Source organism: Streptomyces sp. NPDC043812, from assembly GCF_056436245.1.
Window position 1 is genome coordinate 431,602 of the sequence record NZ_JBWKCY010000003.1, and the last position, 15,931, is coordinate 447,532.

A 15,931-nucleotide genomic window follows, 5' to 3' on the forward strand; every position below is an offset into this window, starting at 1 on the left:
TCAGGTCTTCGTGGGCATCCTGTGACGCGGCCCTCGCCGCGGTCACCGGACGCCGGTCAGATACGCGGAGACGACGACGTTCGCGGTGTAGGTGCCGGTCGTCCTGTCGAAGGTGCCGCCGCAGGTGATCAACCGCAGCTCGGCCCGGCCGTCCAGGCGCGGACCGTAGACGTCCCGCGGGTCGAACCGTTCCCGGCCGAAGACCCGCACGTCGTCGACGGTGAACTCGGCGACGTCCCCGTCCACTCCTGTGACCCGGATCTTCTCGCCGGGTCTGGCCGCACTCAGTCCGTAGAAGACCGCGGGCTGCTTCTCGGTGTCCACATGACCGACGAACAGGGCCGCACCCCGCTCGCCCGGCCGTGCACCGCCCCCGTACCAGCCGACCGTGTCCGGTGACGCGTACGGCGGCGGGTCGATCGCGCCCCGGTCGTCGAGGCCGCGGACCACGACGGGGGCGGCCAGCCCGAGAGAGGGCATCTCGATGTGCCGCGGTTCCGAGACGTCGAGCGGTGAGTGTGCGGCGGGGAGCAGCACACCGGGCGGGCGGCCGACGGCCGCCATGTCGCCGGTGGTGAGCGCCGAGCTGCCCGTGGTGCCGCCGGGGGCGCTGCCGCCCCACAGCCACAGGACGAGCACGAGGAACGCCCAGATGACGCCGATGCCTGCTCGCCCGATCCGGTGGGCGCGTATGCCGGACATCTCAGTCGGAGCCCGTGCGGCGGCGGCGCGTACTGCGGACCGCGACCACGACGGCGGCCACACCGGCCAGCACCAGCCCGACCACGGTCTGCGCGGTGCTGGGCCCGGCCTCCTCGTTGTCGACGGAGGCGACGGGCGCACCGATGGCGACGGTGCCGCCGCCGCCCGCGCGGACGGGCGCGACGGGTGACTCGTGCGTCCGCGCCGACGGCTCGGACGGCTCCGGCAGCGGACCGTCGACCTGGACACGGGCGGAGGCGGGGCGGTCGTGGCCGGCGCAGTCGACGCGGACGTCGTACGTGCCCGGCTCCGCCGCGGACTTCGTGTGCGCCTCGCCGGTCAGGGAGCCGTCCCGTCCGACCGCCAGCTCGGCGTCGGTGACGAACGCATCGGACGTCGCGGTGGCGCTGCCGGCCTCGCAGCCGGTGACCGTGACGGCGATGTCGCCGCCGGCCGTGGTCACGGAAGGATCGAGCGACACTCTCGCGGAGTCGTCGGCGACAGCGGCCGTGGCCGGGGCCAGGACAAGTACGGCAGCCACCCCTGCGGAACGGAGAGCAATGGAACCTGCACGCATCGTGAACCTCCTGATACGGCAAGACTCACGTGCGCGGGCGGATTCCGCATCCGCTGGGGCACGGTCGGGCCGCTGACCTGCCCGGATGCGGGTCGCTCAGGTGCCGCCGCGCTGTCGTCGGGTCCGGGCTCCGAGACGACTGAGCCCTGGTGGCGCCGAATGAATAGCATGGTCACTCCTCGAGTCCGCGTACGTCAGGAGCCCGCACCCATGACAGATCGCAAGCCCATCGCCTCGTGGCTGACGGACATGGACGGGGTGCTCATGCACGAGGGCGTGCCCATCCCCGGAGCCGATGCGTTCATCAAGAAGCTCCGCGAGTCGGGCCAGCCGTTCCTGGTTCTCACGAACAACTCGATCTACACGGCGCGCGATCTCCACGCCCGGCTGAACCGGATCGGTCTCGAGGTGCCGGTGGAGAACATCTGGACCTCGGCCCTGGCGACGGCCAGTTTCCTGGACAGCCAGCATCCCGGCGGAACGGCCTATGTCATCGGCGAGGCCGGCCTGACCACGGCGCTGCACGACGTGGGCTATGTGATGACCGACCTCGAACCCGACTTCGTGATCCTGGGCGAAACGCGGACCTACTCGTTCGAGGCGCTGACGAAAGCGATCCGGCTGATCGACAACGGCGCCCGGTTCATCGCCACCAACCCGGACAACACGGGCCCGTCCCCCCAGGGCGCGCTTCCCGCAACCGGCTCCGTCGCCGCGCTGATCACGAAGGCGACGGGCAAGGAGCCGTACTTCGTGGGCAAGCCGAACCCGCTGATGATGCGGACCGGGCTGAACCGCATCGGAGCGCATTCCGAGACCTCCGCCATGATCGGTGACCGGATGGACACGGACGTGCTCGCGGGTCTGGAGGCAGGTATGCAGACGTTCCTCGTGCTCACCGGGCTGACCACGGCCAAGGACATCGAGCGCTACCCGTACCGGCCGACCGAGGTCGTCGACTCGATCGCGGACCTCGTCGACCTCGTCTGAAGGGGCGTGCCGGCGGCGCCGCGACAGCACTGTGGCGATGCTTGCAGCCGCCGGTGAACATCCGGGGTCAGGCCACTGTGAACACCCGCTGCCCGGAGCACGGGTGGGCGTGGGCGCGACGGGGCCGCTCAGCGCCGGCGCGCCCCGAAGCGCCGGGTCACGAGCACCAGCACCCCGGTGCCGAGCGCGATCGTGGCCGCCGCGGCGACGAGGCGGGCGACGGACCCGGAGCCGGTGGTGGCGAGTTGCTCGGGGGACCGTGCCGAAGGCGATTCCTTGGGTGCCTCGGTGACGGCGAAGCGGTAGTCCCCGGACGCGCCGACCCAGTCCCCGTCACTGCCCTTGCGCTGGACGACGGCGGCGTTGACGGTGACGGCGTTCGGCGCGGTGCCCGTGGCGAGGGACAGCCGGACCTTGACGGTGACCGTCTTCCCGGCCGGTACGACGAAGCCGCGGAAGCCGTCGTCGAACACGCCGACGATCTCGTCCGCGCTGGTCCGCTCCAGGGGCACGGGGCGCCAGCGCCCGGCGTCCTCGTCGTGGAACTGGACGTCGACCCGGTCGGCCGAGAGCCCCGGATCGCGGCCGGTGAGGATCACCACCGGGTGGATGTGGTGGCACAGCTCCCGGGTGGTGTTGGTGAGGTCCAGCTCCCAGCCCTGGAAACCTGCGCCCGGGTGCACGGTGCCGGGGCCGCCGTGGATCCGCGTCCGGATGGGGAAGTCGGGATCGGCGGCCTTGCCGCAGGTGGGCTGCTGGTCGGCGGGTTGTTCCTCGGGGCGGTCGTCGTCCGGCCCGACGGCGGTGCCGGGGGCGGGCGTCGCGGCCGCGGTCCCCGCGGGAACGGCGGGACGCGCGTCCGGCGCACGGACACCTCGATGGACGCCGTCGTGGGCTTCGGCCACGGCGGCCGGACCGAACAGCACCGCGGGCGTGATCACCGCGGTGCCGGCTGTGAGGGCGAGGGCGCTGCGCAGTCGCATGAATGACCTTTGCTTGCTCGCGTACTGCCGGGGAAACCCGGGCCGTGGCCCGGGACCCTGCCATCGTTGCCCGGCCCGCCCGCGGCGGCAGGTCCCGTACCGCCGATCAGCGGTGCAACGCCCCTCCTGTCAGCGTATTTTCATCCGATCCGGTTGGCTGCGAAGGCAACCGGGGCACGGCCGAACACCGGCGCGAGAACGAGCTGGGCCGCGCCGTCGGCGACCGTGTACCCGCCGCCCCCGGCGGGCGCGACCGGCACCCGGCTGCGCGCCGCGAGAACCTCCCCGACCCCGCGCACGAAGTCCTCCTCGGCGGCGGCGACCGCACGGCCGCCGAGCAGGACGCGGTCGATGTCGAGCAGTTCGACGAGGTTGGCGGCACCGGTGCCGAGCACCCTGGCCGCGCCGGCGATGTCACCGCGGGCGACGGCAGCCAGGCACAGGGCCTCGATGCAGCCGTGGTTGCCGCAGTCGCAGGCGGGGCCGTCGAGCTGGACGACCTGATGCCCGAACTCGCCGGCACCGGTGCGGGCGCCGCGGTAAAGGGCACCGCCGAGCACGAGCCCGGCGCCCAGCCCCGTCCCGAGGTGGAGGTACGCGAAGGAGTCGCCGGGACCGCGCAGGGCCAGTCCGAGGGCGGCGGCGTTGGTGTCCTTGTCGAGCACGACGGGAAGCCCGAGCCGTGCGGCGAGCGCGTCGCGCAGCGGATACCCGTCCCATTGGGGGAACCCGGTCACACGCTGCGGAACCCCGGTGAGATGGTCGAGCGGCCCGGGCATGGCGACGCCGACGCCGAGCACGCGGGGCGTTCCGGCGCCCGCGCCCGGACCCGTCGCGCCGGGCGCGGGAGTCTCGGCCCGCACCGTCGACAGCAGCTCCCGCACCTCCCGTGCCGCTTCCGCGAGGACGGGGTCCGCGCCCGCACCCAGGTCGAGCGGAGTCGTCCGGGTCGCGACCCGGGTGCCGGAGAGGTCGAGCAGGACCGCGGTCAGTTCGTCGCGGTCCAGGTGGAGGCCCACCGCGTGGCCCGCCGACGGCACCAGGCGAAGCACCGTACGCGGCTTGCCGCCCGTGGAGGCGCGGCGTCCCGCCTCCTCCGCCAGGCCCTCGGTCCGCAGACGACCGACAATCTTGCTGACGGCCTGCGGCGTCAGGCCCGTGCCCTCCGCGAGCTCGATCCGGCTGATCCCGGCCTCGCCCGCCGTGCGCAGCAGGTCGAGGACCAAGGCAGCGTTGTGGCTGCGCAGGGCAGGGAGGTTGACCCCGGCCCCTGCCGCGGGAAGGCCATTGTTCGCGCTCGCGTTCACGGTCGTCACCCTCCCATTGTCCGCAGCGCTTGCACTTTGGCAACACCGTTGCTTAAGTGGACTCATGACTGGTACCGGCACTCCCCTCCGCGTCGGACTCGTCGGCTACGGCCTGGCGGGCTCCGTTTTCCACGCCCCGCTGATCGCCACCACCGAGGGTCTGGTCCTCGACACGATCGTCACGTCGAACGAGGAGCGGCGGAAGGAGGCCCGTGCCGCGTATGGCGACGCGGTGCGCTTCGCCGCGTCCCCCGACGAGCTGTGGGCGCGGGCGGACGAGCTCGACCTGATCGTCATCGCCTCGCCGAACAAGACGCATGTCCCGATCGCGACCGCCGCCCTCGAGGCCGGTCTCGCCGTCGTCGTGGACAAGCCGCTGGCCGGCACCGCCGCCGAGGCCCGTGAGCTCGCGGCCCTCGCCGAGGAGCGCGGACTGCTGCTCTCGGTCTTCCAGAACCGCCGCTGGGACAACGACTTCCTCACCCTCCAGCAGCTGATCGCCGACGGCGAGCTCGGCGACGTCCAGCGCTTCGAGTCCCGCTTCGAGCGCTGGCGGCCGCAGCTCAAGGGCGGCTGGCGCGAGTCGGGCGACCCGGCGGAGATCGGCGGCCTGCTGTACGACCTGGGCAGCCATGTCGTCGACCAGGCGCTGACCCTGTTCGGCCCGGCCGTGCGGGTCTACGCGGAGGCCGACGTGCGCCGCCCCGGCGCCGAGACCGACGACGACACCTTCATCGCGATCACGCACGCCGGCGGAGTCCGCTCGCATCTGTACGTGAGTGCCACCACCGCCCAGCTCGGACCCCGTTTCCGGGTTCTCGGCTCGAAGGCCGGGTACGTGAAGTACGGACTGGACCCGCAGGAGGCCGATCTGCGTGATGGGAAGCGCCCGGCCGCCGGCGAGCCCTGGGGCGTGGAGCCCGAGTCGATGTGGGGCCGCCTCGGCGACGGGGAGTCCCCGGTCACGGGCGGAGGCAGCCCGGTCGAGACCCTTCCGGGCGACTACCCCGCGTTCTACGCGGCGGTCGCCGCCGCCGCCCTCGACAAGGGTCCCGCGCCGGTGACCGCTCTCCAGGCGGCCGCCGCCCTCGACGTCCTGGAAGCCGCCCGTCGCTCCGCCCGCGACGGCGTCACCGTGGAGATCACCGCATGAGCAGCAGCGCCACCGAGCACCTCACCGTCGACGAGATCAGCGAGCAGGAGCGGCGGCTGACGCTGCGCCGCTTCACCTACGGAGACGCCTGGAAGCTGGGCAGTCTGCTCGTCGAGATGGCCCATCTGCGCGACGCGCCGGTCGCGATCGACATCCGCCGGGGGGCGCAGCAGCTGTTCCACTGCGCCCTGCCGGGTTCCAGCCCGGACAACGACGCGTGGATCGACCGCAAGCGCCGGGTCGTCGAGCGGTACGGCGAGAGTTCGTACCTGGTCGGCGCCCGCCACCGCGCCAAGGGCACGACGTTCGAGCAGTCCTCGCGGCTGGACCCCGATGTGTACGCGGCCCACGGCGGCTCGTTCCCGATCGCGGTCGAGGGCGTCGGCGTCATCGGCTCGGTCACGGTGTCGGGCCTGCCGCAGGCCGAGGACCACGCGATGGTGGTCGAGGCGCTGGAGCGGTTCGCCGCGCACGCGGACGGGTCGAGCGGCACGGCGGGCCCGCCGTCCTGACGGGCCGGGACGCTCGCGGCGCGTGAACGTGTGAGCAAGTGACCGTGTACGGGGATTCCGGCGAGACCGGAATCCCCGTACACATTTGCCCCTGCGGCCGGCGCGGAGAGGTCGCAGCGGCCAGGGAACCGCCCCGGAGACCGCCCGGCCCGCCCCGCCTACGCGTCCTTGAGCTCCTGGCGCTGCCGCCCGAGTCCCTCGACCTCGAGCTCCACCACGTCACCGGCGCGCAGGAACGGCTTCGGCTCCGGCTGCCCCAGCGCCACGCCCGCCGGCGTACCCGTGTTGATGACGTCGCCCGGGTACAGGGTCATGAACTGGCTGACGTACCGGACGACCTCGGCCACCGGGAAGATCTGGTCGGCGGTGGAGCCGTTCTGCTTCAGTTCCCCGTTGACCCACAGCTTGAGCGGCAGGGCCTGCGGGTCGGGTACCTCGTCGGCGGTCACCAGCCACGGCCCGAGCGGGTTGAACGTCTCGCAGTTCTTGCCCTTGTCCCAGGTACCGCCGCGTTCGATCTGGAACTCGCGCTCGGAGACGTCGTGGGCGACCGCGTACCCGGCGACGTACGACAGCGGGTCCTCGTCGTCGGCGATGTAGCGCGCCGTACGTCCGATCACGACCGCGAGTTCGACCTCCCAGTCGGTCTTGCGGCTGCCACGCGGCACGAGCACGGTGTCGTTCGGACCGACGACCGTGTCCGCCGCCTTGAAGAAGACGACCGGCTCGGCCGGGGGCTGCGCCCCGGTCTCGGCGGCGTGGTCGTGGTAGTTCAGCCCGATGCACACGACCTTGCCGACACGGGCGAGCGGCGGCCCGGTCCGGAGGCCGGCCGCGTCCAGTACGGGCAGGTCACCGGCGTCGGCGGCGGCCCGGATCCGGTCGAGGGCGGCGGCGTCCTCGAGCAGCGGCCCGTCGATGTCCTGGACGAGACCGGACAGGTCACGCAGGGTCACGCCGTCCTCGTCGAGCAGAGCGGGGCGCTCGGCGCCAGCCGTACCGACACGCAGCAGCTTCATGTTCGTCTCCCCTGGTCGAGTGCGGACCCGGCCCGACAGGTGCGGCCGTCGGAGGATCGTAGGGTTGGCTGATCCTCCAAGACATCCGACCACTCTGCAAGACCCTGTTCACAACCTGGACCTTTACGCGGCGGTAGCAAGCGCTCCGGCGACCGGCATGTCCCGGTACAGGAACACCCGCTCGACCGCCGACCAGGTCGTGGTGGTGACCACGTACAGCGCTGCAGCCAGCGGCACGACGGCGACGGTGATCAGGGTGGCGAACGACATCAGCGGCATGACCTTCACCATCGCGCCCATGCCCGGCATCTGCTCCGCCGCGGAGGGCGCGGCCGCCATCTGCCGCTTGGTGCGGCGGTAGTTGAAGGTGGCGACGGCGGCGACGATCACGAAGAGCGCCAGATAGACGAGCCCGGCCCCGCCGAAGACCCCGCCGTCGGCCAGCGCGCCCGTCCACCGCCCGCCGAGCGGGGCGTCGAAGAGGGTGTGCCCCAGCAGTCCGTTCGGCTCACCGCCGATCCGCGCGCTGGAGAACAGGTGGTACATCAGGAAGAACGCGGGCAGCTGGAGCAGCGACGGCAGGCAGCCGGCGAACGGCGACACCTTCTCCTTCGCGTACAGCTCCATCGTGGCCTTCTGCAGCCGCTCGGGGTTCTTGCCGTGCTTCGTGCGGAGTTCGGCCAGCTGCGGTGCGAGCCGGGTGCGGGCCTTCTGGCCGCGGGCGGCGGCCCGGGACAGTGGATGGACGGCGAGCCGCACGAGCGCGGTGAAGACGACGATGGCGGCGGCCGTGGCGGACGCGGCGAACAACGGCTGGAGAAGGTCGGCGAGCTGCTCGACCAGGGTGGCGAAAACGGACATGGGTGAGCCCTCCGGGGGTCTCGTCGTGCCGGAACGAGGTCATGGCGGCATGACGGCCCGAGGGCTGGGTGTCCCCAGCGGGGGAGATGTCCCCCGAGCAGGGAGCCCCTGCCGGGGAGGTCCCACCGGGAAGATCTCCCGAGTGGGGTGAAGTCCCTACAGGGCCGCCGGAAGGAGGCGGCCGGGGGCTCGGGGACGCGTGCGACCCCGGGCATCGGGATCGCGTTGCGGGAGGAAGGCGGTGCGCTGCTCCCTGTCGCGCAGGGCGGTGCGGACCCGGGTGCGCGGCACGGCGGGCGCGCAGCGCGCGCTGATGACGGCGCAGACGACGAGGGCGGAACCGGCGGCGGCAGTGGCGGTCGCGGCGAGCGCCACGGCGGCGGTGATGCCGTCGCCGTCGACGAGGAGGACCTCGACGAGGAGGAAGAACAGCAGCGCGGCGGGGCGGAGCAGCCGTGTGGTGCGACCCAGCATGCGCCCTCCCCCTCTCCCGCTCTCGTGCACTTCCGCGAGTCCCCCGCGGTGGCCTTCGCGCCGCTCCTGCCGCGCAGGAGCGAATCGCGTCTATAGACGAGCGACGGTACACGGAGGTTCCCGCTCGTCGGGTTTCCCGTCACTTGTCCAACATGCAACACCGTTGCCATCACGTTAACCGTGCACCTCTTGACGCCCATGTCGGCACAGAGTTGGCTTTGCGCCACCCCGGCCGTAAATGCGCGGCCCTCCCCCGGAGGTTGATTTCCGCACATGAACGCTCGTCTGCGTCGCGCCGCTGGTGCCGCTGCCGCCTCCGCACTCGCCTTTTCGCTCACCGGCTGCATCAGCGACGAAGGATCGGGCGTGAGGCTGAGCAACGACATCGTCATCGGTCTCCTCCTCCCGGAGCGCGAGGCAGCGCGTTACGAGAAGTTCGACAAACCAGTCATCGAGGACAAGGTCGGACAGCTGACACTCGGCGAGGGCAGGGTCGAGTACGCCAACGCCAACCAGGACGCCGCTCTCCAGGCCCGCCAGTTGGAGAACATGATCGGCGAAGTCGACGCGGTGATCGTGGACGCAGTGGACTCCAAGGCGATCGCCCGCAGCATCACCAAGGCAAAGGAGGCGGGCATACCCGTCATCGCCTTCGACCGTCTCGCCGAGGGCCCGATCGACGGTTACACCTCCTTCGACAACGAGCAGGTCGGCCACGTCCAGGGCCAGGCCCTGCTGGAGGCGCTGGGCGGCAAGGCCAAGACCGGCCAGATCGTGATGATGAACGGCGCGCTCACCGACCCGAACGCGGCCATGTTCAAGCGCGGCGCCAAGGCGGCGCTCGGCGCCAAGGTGACCATCGGCGAGGAGTACGACACCAAGGAGTGGAAGCCGGAGAACGCCAAGGCCAACATGGAGAACGCGCTCGACTCCCTCGGCAAGGGCAACGTCGTCGGCGTCTACTCCGCGAACGACGGCATGGCGGGCGGCGTCATCTCCGCGCTGAAGGAGGCCGGGCTGTTCCCGATCCCGCCGGTCACCGGCCAGGACGCGGAACTCGCCGCGGTGCAGCGGATCGTCGCGGGCGAGCAGTACATGAGCGTCTACAAGCCGAATCGTCCGGAGGCCGCGGCCGCCGCCGAGATGGCGGTCCTGCTCGCCCGGGGCATGTCGCTCAACACCGTGGCGCAGACCGATGTCGACAGCCCCACGCAGAAGGCCATCCCGTCCGTACTGGTCCCGGTCATCCCCGTGACCAAGGACAACATCAAGGACACGGTCGTCAAGGACGGTGTCTTCACGGTGAAGGACATCTGCACCGCCGAGTACGCGGAGGACTGCGCCGAGCTCGGCCTGAAGTGACGGACGGGCCGGCCGCCCCCGACGGCGCGCCGGCCCGGGCCGTACTCACGAGCGTCGTCACCCAGCGCGGGGCTGGACCGACCTGAGCTTCGCCCACACCACGAGCCGGTACGTCGAGCTGTACTCGGGGGTGCAGGTCGTCATGGTCAGGTAGTAGCCGGGTTCGGCGTACCCGAGCGAGGCCCGCACAAGGCTGCGCGGCACGGGGTTGATCACGCCGGTGTCCCGGGGAGTCGTCCGCGGCACGGTCTTGTCCACGGCATAGACGAAAACCCCCTCGCGGGTCTCGACCTCGACGGTGTCGCCGCTGCGGAGCCGGTTGATGTACCGGAACGGCTCCCCGTGGGTGTTGCGGTGCCCGGCGACGGCGTAGTTCCCGGCGCGGCCGGGCTGCGCGGTCTGCGGGTAGTGCCCGACGTACCCCTTGTCCAGCACGCCCCGCTTGCCGATGCCCTGCGCGACGGGGGCGACGACGCCGAGCCGCGGAATGCGCAGGACGGCGTACGCCTGGTCCCAGCGGGGCGGTCCGGCCGGCCGGCTGCTCCGGCCGGCGCTCCCCTCCGCTGCCTGCGCCGTTTCCTCCGCGCCCGGGGTGGGCGTCTCAGGGGCTGTTGCCCCGGCCTCCTCCCCCGTCTCCCCCTCCCACTCGTGCTCCCATTCCTGCTCCAGGGCCCGCACCTGGCGCTCGGCGCCCTGCTGGGCCTGCCGGTTGGTCCACCACAGCTGGTGGACCACGAGGAGGAGGACGACGGCCCCAAGGGTGACGGTGATCTCGGCCGCAGCCCACAGCCCGCGGGCGAGGGCCGCCCGCGCACGCCGCTGCCTCCACCGGTGCCATTGCCGCATCCACTGCCCGTTCCGCACGGGCGCAGGGTAGGGCCGGGGCCGTCAACTCACCAGCGTCGCGCAGCCCTCGGCACCATTCGCCGTGATCGGGGTCTCCCCGCTCGTACCCCGTACAGCAGTACGGTGTGCTGCATGCGCCCCGACACGCCTGCTGACCACACCGCCGAAGCCGAGCGCCTGCTGCGTACCGCAGCGCAGTATCCGGAGGACGACGAACAGCTGCTGCTCCAGGCTGCCGCCCATCTGGAGCTGGCCGGTGACCGCGGCCGGGCTTCCAGCCTCTACGACCGCCTGCTGCTCGCCGAGCCCGAGCACCCGCAGCTGATCAAGGCCCTCCAGGCGGCCAACCTCTGGGAGTACGGCCACGAAGCAGAGGCCCGTGCCCTGATCGCCGGCATCCGTATCGCGGCGCCGACGGAAGCGGCGCCGTGGGAGATCATCGCCGAGACGCTGGAGTCCCACGACGAGCTCGAGGCCTCCCTCGAGTGCTTCACCCAGGCCCTCGCCCTGCTGCTGCCCGACGACGACGAGGTCCCCTACGCGACCCAGTCCCTGCTGGCCGGCCGCCACCGCGTCCGCCGCCTGCTGGCGCTCCCCCACGACGACCACGACGCCCTCGCGGACCGGGTCCACACGACCCACACCCCGGACTTCACCCTGGACGAGCTCCACGACCCGAAGCGCCTGTGGGCGCTGGGCTCCGACAACCCGGCCGAGCTGAAGGCGGAAATCGCCCGCCTCCGCTCGGAACTGGGCTCCTACCGCTCTGCCCTGTCCCGCCCGTTCCCGGTGGCGGTGCTGCACTGGCCGGAGGCGGAACTCGCCGAACTGCTCGCGGAGTACCCGGACCTCGCGTCGGAGTACCCGACCCACGAGTCCCACCTGACGTCGATCGAGACGGCCCTGCGCGACCTCGCGGCAACGGGCACGGAGAACCTGGGCATTGTGACGGGCACGGTCCCGTCCTACGAGGCGTTCGCGGCCTCGGAACAGTCCTCCCCGTCGAACACGGACCTGCTCCCGCAGTACGCAACGACCCTGGCGGCGCGGGGCAAGGCGGCAGCCTGGCCCCCGGCGAAGGGCGCGGGGTGCTGGTGCGGGTCGGGGCGGGCGTACAGGGATTGTCACGGGGGGTAGGCCCTCGTCCGGACTGTCAGTGATGCCTGGTATCACTGACAGATCCGAACGGGGAGGGAATGCGGATGCCGGGTCCCATTGATGCCAACCGGCCGATCGCCGGTCTATACGAGCAGCTGATCACTTTGCGGCTTGAGAGTCAGCTGAAGACCCTCAGCGACGACGACTGGCACGCTATCGACGGCACGGTGGGGCCCGAGTCTTCGTCTCACGTGATCGCCCGGCATGTAGCCGAAACGATGCGGCGGGTGCTTGAGCGTCTACCAGCAACCGAGCGCGTACATGCGGCCAATCACATCCTTGAGTCGATGAACACCATCGAGGGGGCTCGCGAGTGGGTGGACCTGGTCGCTGATGGTCCTCGGCAGCTTCTCGCCATCGCTGAGCAGGAGGCGAAGGGCGTCTACGCGATCAGGCCCGCGACACCTCTTTCCGAAACAGCACTCATCACCAACTCCCCCGAAGACCCAAGCCTCGGCTTTGAGCTGCGCGCTGAGCTAGCCACCGCAGATCGCGTAGACCTGCTCTGTGCCTTCGTAAAGTGGCACGGACTTCGTGTCATCGAGCAGTCCCTCGAAGCAGCTCACGCTCGCGGGGTTCCCATACGCGTCATCACCACCACTTACATAGGTGCCACGGAGCGTCGAGCCTTGGACAAGTTGGTCCAAAAGTTCAACGCCGAAGTGAAGGTCAACTACGAGCTGCGCTCCACGCGCCTTCACGCCAAGGCGTGGCTCTTCCGACGCAACAGCGGCTACGACACGGCGTATGTCGGCAGCTCCAACCTCTCAAAAGCCGCGCTTCTCGATGGCCTGGAGTGGAACGTCCGTCTCTCCTCCATCGCGACCCCCGATGTGCTCCGGAAGTTTGAGGCGACCTTTGACTCCTACTGGAGCGAGTCAGCCTTTGAGCTCTACGACCCTGATCGCGACTTCCAGCGCCTGGACGAAGCGCTGCAGCTGGCAGGGCGCGGAACCAGTAGCGCCGAAGGACGCCGCATCTCACTGTCCGGGCTGGAAGTGCGTCCGTATCCGCACCAGCGCGACATGCTCGAGCGACTCGAGGTCGAGCGCACTGTGCACGATCGCCACCGCAACCTGCTGGTCGCTGCCACAGGCACGGGGAAAACGGTCATGGCCGCTCTCGACTACAAGCGCCTTCGCCAGCAACACGGCCGCGCCCTGCGCTTGTTGTTCGTCGCCCACCGCCAGGAGATCCTCCGGCAGTCGCTCAGCACGTACCAAGACGTTCTTGTCGATGCCAACTTCGGCAGGGAGTTCCACAGCGGCATCGTTCCTGAGGAGTGGACGCATGTCTTTGCGAGCGTTCAGTCGCTCAGCAGCTCCCGTTCGCTGGAGCGCTTCGCACCCAATCACTTTGATGTTGTCGTCATTGACGAGTTCCACCATGGGGTGTCGCCGACCTACCGTCGGATCATCGATCACTTCGAGCCTGTTGAGCTGCTGGGCTTGACGGCGACCCCCGAGCGGATGGATGGCCGCAACGTTCAGGACGAATTCTTCGATGGGCGCATTGCCGCTGAGATGCGTCTGTGGGAGGCGCTGGAGAACGAACTACTCAGCCCTTTCCACTACTTCGGGGTCACCGACAATACCGATATGAGCGCCATCGCATGGAAGCGCGGCGCATACGACTCCTCGTTGCTCAGCAACCTCTTCACCGGTAACGATGCCCGCGCTCGCCTTGTAGTGCGGGCCGTCCTCGACAAGGTCACCGATCCTGGCACCATGCGCGCCCTCGGGTTCTGTGTGTCTGTAGCCCACGCCAAGTTCATGGCCGACTTCTTCCAAAGGGCGGGCTTCAATGCCACGGCCCTGTCCGGCGAGACACCGCGGGAGCAGCGCAAGGGGGCGTTGGATTCGCTGAGATCCGGCGAGCTTCAGGTGATCTTCTCTGTCGACCTCTTCAACGAGGGCTTGGACGTCCCGGACGTCGACACACTCCTCCTTTTGCGCCCGACATCGAGTGCCACCGTATTCCTTCAGCAGCTGGGCCGCGGGCTGAGGCGGAGCGAGAGCAAGGCAGTCCTTACGGTTCTGGACTTCATCGGCCAGCACCGTAAGGAGTTCCGCTTCGAGGAGCAGTTCCGGGCGCTGACCAATCTGACCCGCAACCGCCTGCTTGTCAGCATGGAGCATGATTTCCCCCAGCTGCCGTCCGGTTGCCAGATCATCCTTGAGCCCAAGGCCAAGGACCTGATCATCGACAACATCCGCAGCCAGATCGGCGTCAACGTCACGCAGCTGACGCGGGAGGTTGGCCACTTCGGCGAGCGCCGCCTCGCCGCCTACCTCCGCGAGAGCGGGCGCGAATTGAAGGAGCTCTACCGAGGCACGGGCAACTCCTGGACCGGGCTTCTACGCAGGGCACGACTCCTGACCTCTCCCGTTCCTGACGGAGAGGACGCGCTCCTCAAGCGAGTTTCAGCATTCCTTCATGTTGATGACCCGGAACGAGTCTCCACGTACGCGAAGCTTCTGGAAGACGACGCCCCTAGCTACGCAGAACTCAGTGAGCATGAGCAGGCATACGCACGCATGCTGTACTTCTCACTCTGGCCTCTTGGCGGTTTCTCTACCTACCAGGAAGCGCTCAACTCGCTTCGCCAACACGAGCCCTTCCGGGACGAGCTGCGACAGGTCCTGGCTTACAACCTTGATCGCACAGACCACGTCCCAGTCCCGCTGCATGATGAACTGGCCGGCCTGCCGCTCACCGTCCACGCCTCGTATAGCCGTGAGGAGATCCTCCCTGCCCTGGGGCAGTCCGCGATCGGTGGCTTCATGCCTGGCCACTTCCGGGAGGGCGTGAAGTGGTGCGACGACATACAGACGGACGCGCTACTCATCACGCTGGAGAAGGATGAGAAGGACTTCTCGCCGCAGACCCGGTATCGCGACTACGCCATGAGTAATTTTCGTTTTCACTGGGAGTCCCAGAACCAGACATCGGAGAGCTCTCCCACTGGAATCCGTTACCAGACACACAAAAGCCGGGGTTCACACGTCCTCATGTTCGTCCGCCGATTCAAGAAGACGGACATCGGTGGGCCTCAGCCGTGGATGCTTCTGGGCCCCGCCGAGTACGTCGAGCACAAGGGCAGCAAGCCGATGGGGATCACGTGGGACCTACAACATGAGATCCCGGCGGATGTGTTGACCTACTCAGCCATAGCCAGCTAGCCCTGCCGCTCGATACCCCAAAGCTGCCGATGAGTAAAGTTGGCAATACGGCGATGCCCGTTGGCCAAAATTGATCGACACTGGACTAGTTCTCAGCCTTCAGGTCGCCACTCCCGACCCGCGCACGCAGGCCGATCCTCTCTACGCCACCTCCATCTCAAGGTGCATCTGGGCACGGTCCAGGGCCTCGTCCGGGTCGCACCCATGGGCACGAAGCCATTGGAGAAGGTCGGCGATCACGTCGATCGCCGCCTCCTGCGCAACCGTCACGCTCAAGCGGCTGCTCTCAGTGGCCTGCGGCTGGCGAACAGCGCCATAGAGGCCAATCAGAGCCTCAGCACGAGTAACTCCCGGACTGCCTACATGCCCGTTGGCTGCTGTGAGTCCTGTCGCTAGTTCGCACCATGTGACCTTCGAGTCTGCACGGAGAATGACGCCCCAGCGGGCAGCCGTGGCATCCACCAAGGCCACACCGCGGCCGGCCTCATCGTCAGCCTGGGCCGACATCAGAGTGGGCAGCACGCTCGTATCCGGGTCCTTCACCTCAATGCGCAGGTACGTATCGTTCATCGAAACGGTCAGCGTGGTGGGCGTCTGGTCACCGACATGCTTGATCACGTTGCCGACAAGTTCCGTCGTACAGACCTGGGCAGCGTTGATCACGTTGGGCAGGCCCCAGTGAGTCAAGTGCAGCCGCAGGATACGTCGCAGGGCGGCGAGTTCTCGTCCCTCTGCCAGGAACGGCAACTCCCATGGCTTTCGCAGAACTTCGCTCCGGCAAGCATTCACTAACCTCAACCCTTCC

The 15,931-nt window shown here is 69.4% G+C and carries 15 protein-coding genes; 6 read left to right on the forward strand and 9 right to left on the reverse strand.

Translation table 11 applies throughout. The annotated features are described in order from the left end of the window. Nucleotides 1-42 precede the first annotated feature (42 nt). Together AC067Z_RS06910 and AC067Z_RS06915 are read right to left on the reverse strand one after the other, a co-directional pair. On the reverse strand, nt 43-702 hold the full coding sequence (locus tag AC067Z_RS06910) for a class F sortase (protein ID WP_478788397.1): 660 nt from the start codon (nt 700-702) through the stop codon (nt 43-45). 1 nt (nt 703) lies between these two features. After that, a complete protein-coding gene (locus AC067Z_RS06915) occupies nt 704-1,279 on the reverse strand; it encodes a hypothetical protein (protein WP_478788398.1) in 576 nt (191 codons plus the stop codon). Nucleotides 1,280-1,489: 210 nt separating this feature from the next. Here AC067Z_RS06915 and AC067Z_RS06920 point away from each other — a divergent pair, with 210 nt between their 5' ends. Continuing rightward, complete coding sequence (locus AC067Z_RS06920) at nt 1,490-2,269, forward strand: HAD-IIA family hydrolase (RefSeq protein WP_478788399.1); 780 nt, start codon at nt 1,490-1,492, stop codon at nt 2,267-2,269. Between the two features lie 128 nt (nt 2,270-2,397). On the opposite strand, the gene AC067Z_RS06925 is transcribed toward AC067Z_RS06920, so the two are convergent. After that, nucleotides 2,398-3,252 carry a hypothetical protein gene (locus AC067Z_RS06925; protein ID WP_478788400.1) on the reverse strand — a complete coding sequence of 285 codons (855 nt, stop codon included), beginning with the start codon at nt 3,250-3,252 and terminating at the stop codon, nt 2,398-2,400. A gap of 140 nt (nt 3,253-3,392) precedes the next feature. Continuing rightward, complete coding sequence (locus AC067Z_RS06930; protein WP_478788401.1) at nt 3,393-4,568, reverse strand: ROK family transcriptional regulator; 1,176 nt, start codon at nt 4,566-4,568, stop codon at nt 3,393-3,395. 55 nt (nt 4,569-4,623) lie between these two features. Here AC067Z_RS06930 and AC067Z_RS06935 point away from each other — a divergent pair, with 55 nt between their 5' ends. Together AC067Z_RS06935 and AC067Z_RS06940 are read left to right on the forward strand one after the other, a co-directional pair. Next, on the forward strand, nt 4,624-5,712 hold the full coding sequence (locus AC067Z_RS06935) for a Gfo/Idh/MocA family protein (protein ID WP_478788402.1): 1,089 nt from the start codon (nt 4,624-4,626) through the stop codon (nt 5,710-5,712). Continuing rightward, complete coding sequence (locus AC067Z_RS06940; RefSeq protein ID WP_478788403.1) at nt 5,709-6,224, forward strand: heme-degrading domain-containing protein; 516 nt, start codon at nt 5,709-5,711, stop codon at nt 6,222-6,224. The genes AC067Z_RS06935 and AC067Z_RS06940 overlap by 4 nt, the downstream gene beginning before the upstream one ends. A 158-nt stretch (nt 6,225-6,382) precedes the next feature. Here the strand turns inward: AC067Z_RS06940 and AC067Z_RS06945 are convergent, their stop codons facing one another. From AC067Z_RS06945 to AC067Z_RS06955, 3 genes are all read right to left on the reverse strand, one after another. Beyond that, nucleotides 6,383-7,243 carry a fumarylacetoacetate hydrolase family protein gene (locus AC067Z_RS06945; RefSeq protein WP_478788404.1) on the reverse strand — a complete coding sequence of 287 codons (861 nt, stop codon included), beginning with the start codon at nt 7,241-7,243 and terminating at the stop codon, nt 6,383-6,385. A gap of 123 nt (nt 7,244-7,366) precedes the next feature. Then, nucleotides 7,367-8,104 (reverse strand): YidC/Oxa1 family membrane protein insertase, encoded by a 738-nt coding sequence (locus AC067Z_RS06950; protein WP_478788405.1) that lies wholly within the window; start codon nt 8,102-8,104, stop codon nt 7,367-7,369. A 156-nt stretch (nt 8,105-8,260) separates the two neighbouring features. Next, a complete protein-coding gene (locus AC067Z_RS06955) occupies nt 8,261-8,578 on the reverse strand; it encodes a DUF6412 domain-containing protein (protein ID WP_478788406.1) in 318 nt (105 codons plus the stop codon). A gap of 273 nt (nt 8,579-8,851) precedes the next feature. Here AC067Z_RS06955 and AC067Z_RS06960 point away from each other — a divergent pair, with 273 nt between their 5' ends. Next, the gene (locus AC067Z_RS06960) at nt 8,852-9,940 is read left to right on the forward strand and encodes a sugar ABC transporter substrate-binding protein (protein ID WP_478788407.1); all 1,089 of its coding nucleotides are present in this window, start codon (nt 8,852-8,854) and stop codon (nt 9,938-9,940) included. Nucleotides 9,941-9,997: 57 nt separating this feature from the next. On the opposite strand, the gene AC067Z_RS06965 is transcribed toward AC067Z_RS06960, so the two are convergent. Next, nucleotides 9,998-10,786, reverse strand: coding sequence for a class E sortase (locus AC067Z_RS06965; RefSeq protein ID WP_478788488.1), 789 nt, complete (start codon nt 10,784-10,786; stop codon nt 9,998-10,000). A gap of 132 nt (nt 10,787-10,918) precedes the next feature. Between AC067Z_RS06965 and AC067Z_RS06970 the strand changes: the two genes are divergently transcribed. Together AC067Z_RS06970 and AC067Z_RS06975 are read left to right on the forward strand one after the other, a co-directional pair. Continuing rightward, complete coding sequence (locus AC067Z_RS06970; protein WP_478788408.1) at nt 10,919-11,923, forward strand: SEC-C metal-binding domain-containing protein; 1,005 nt, start codon at nt 10,919-10,921, stop codon at nt 11,921-11,923. Nucleotides 11,924-11,988: 65 nt separating this feature from the next. Continuing rightward, nucleotides 11,989-15,126: a DEAD/DEAH box helicase gene (locus AC067Z_RS06975; protein ID WP_478788409.1), complete on the forward strand. Its 3,138-nt coding sequence runs from the start codon at nt 11,989-11,991 to the stop codon at nt 15,124-15,126. Between the two features lie 141 nt (nt 15,127-15,267). Here AC067Z_RS06975 and AC067Z_RS06980 read toward each other — a convergent pair whose 3' ends face one another. Next, nucleotides 15,268-15,873: an ATP-binding protein gene (locus AC067Z_RS06980; protein ID WP_478788410.1), complete on the reverse strand. Its 606-nt coding sequence runs from the start codon at nt 15,871-15,873 to the stop codon at nt 15,268-15,270. Nucleotides 15,874-15,931: the final 58 nt, after the last annotated feature.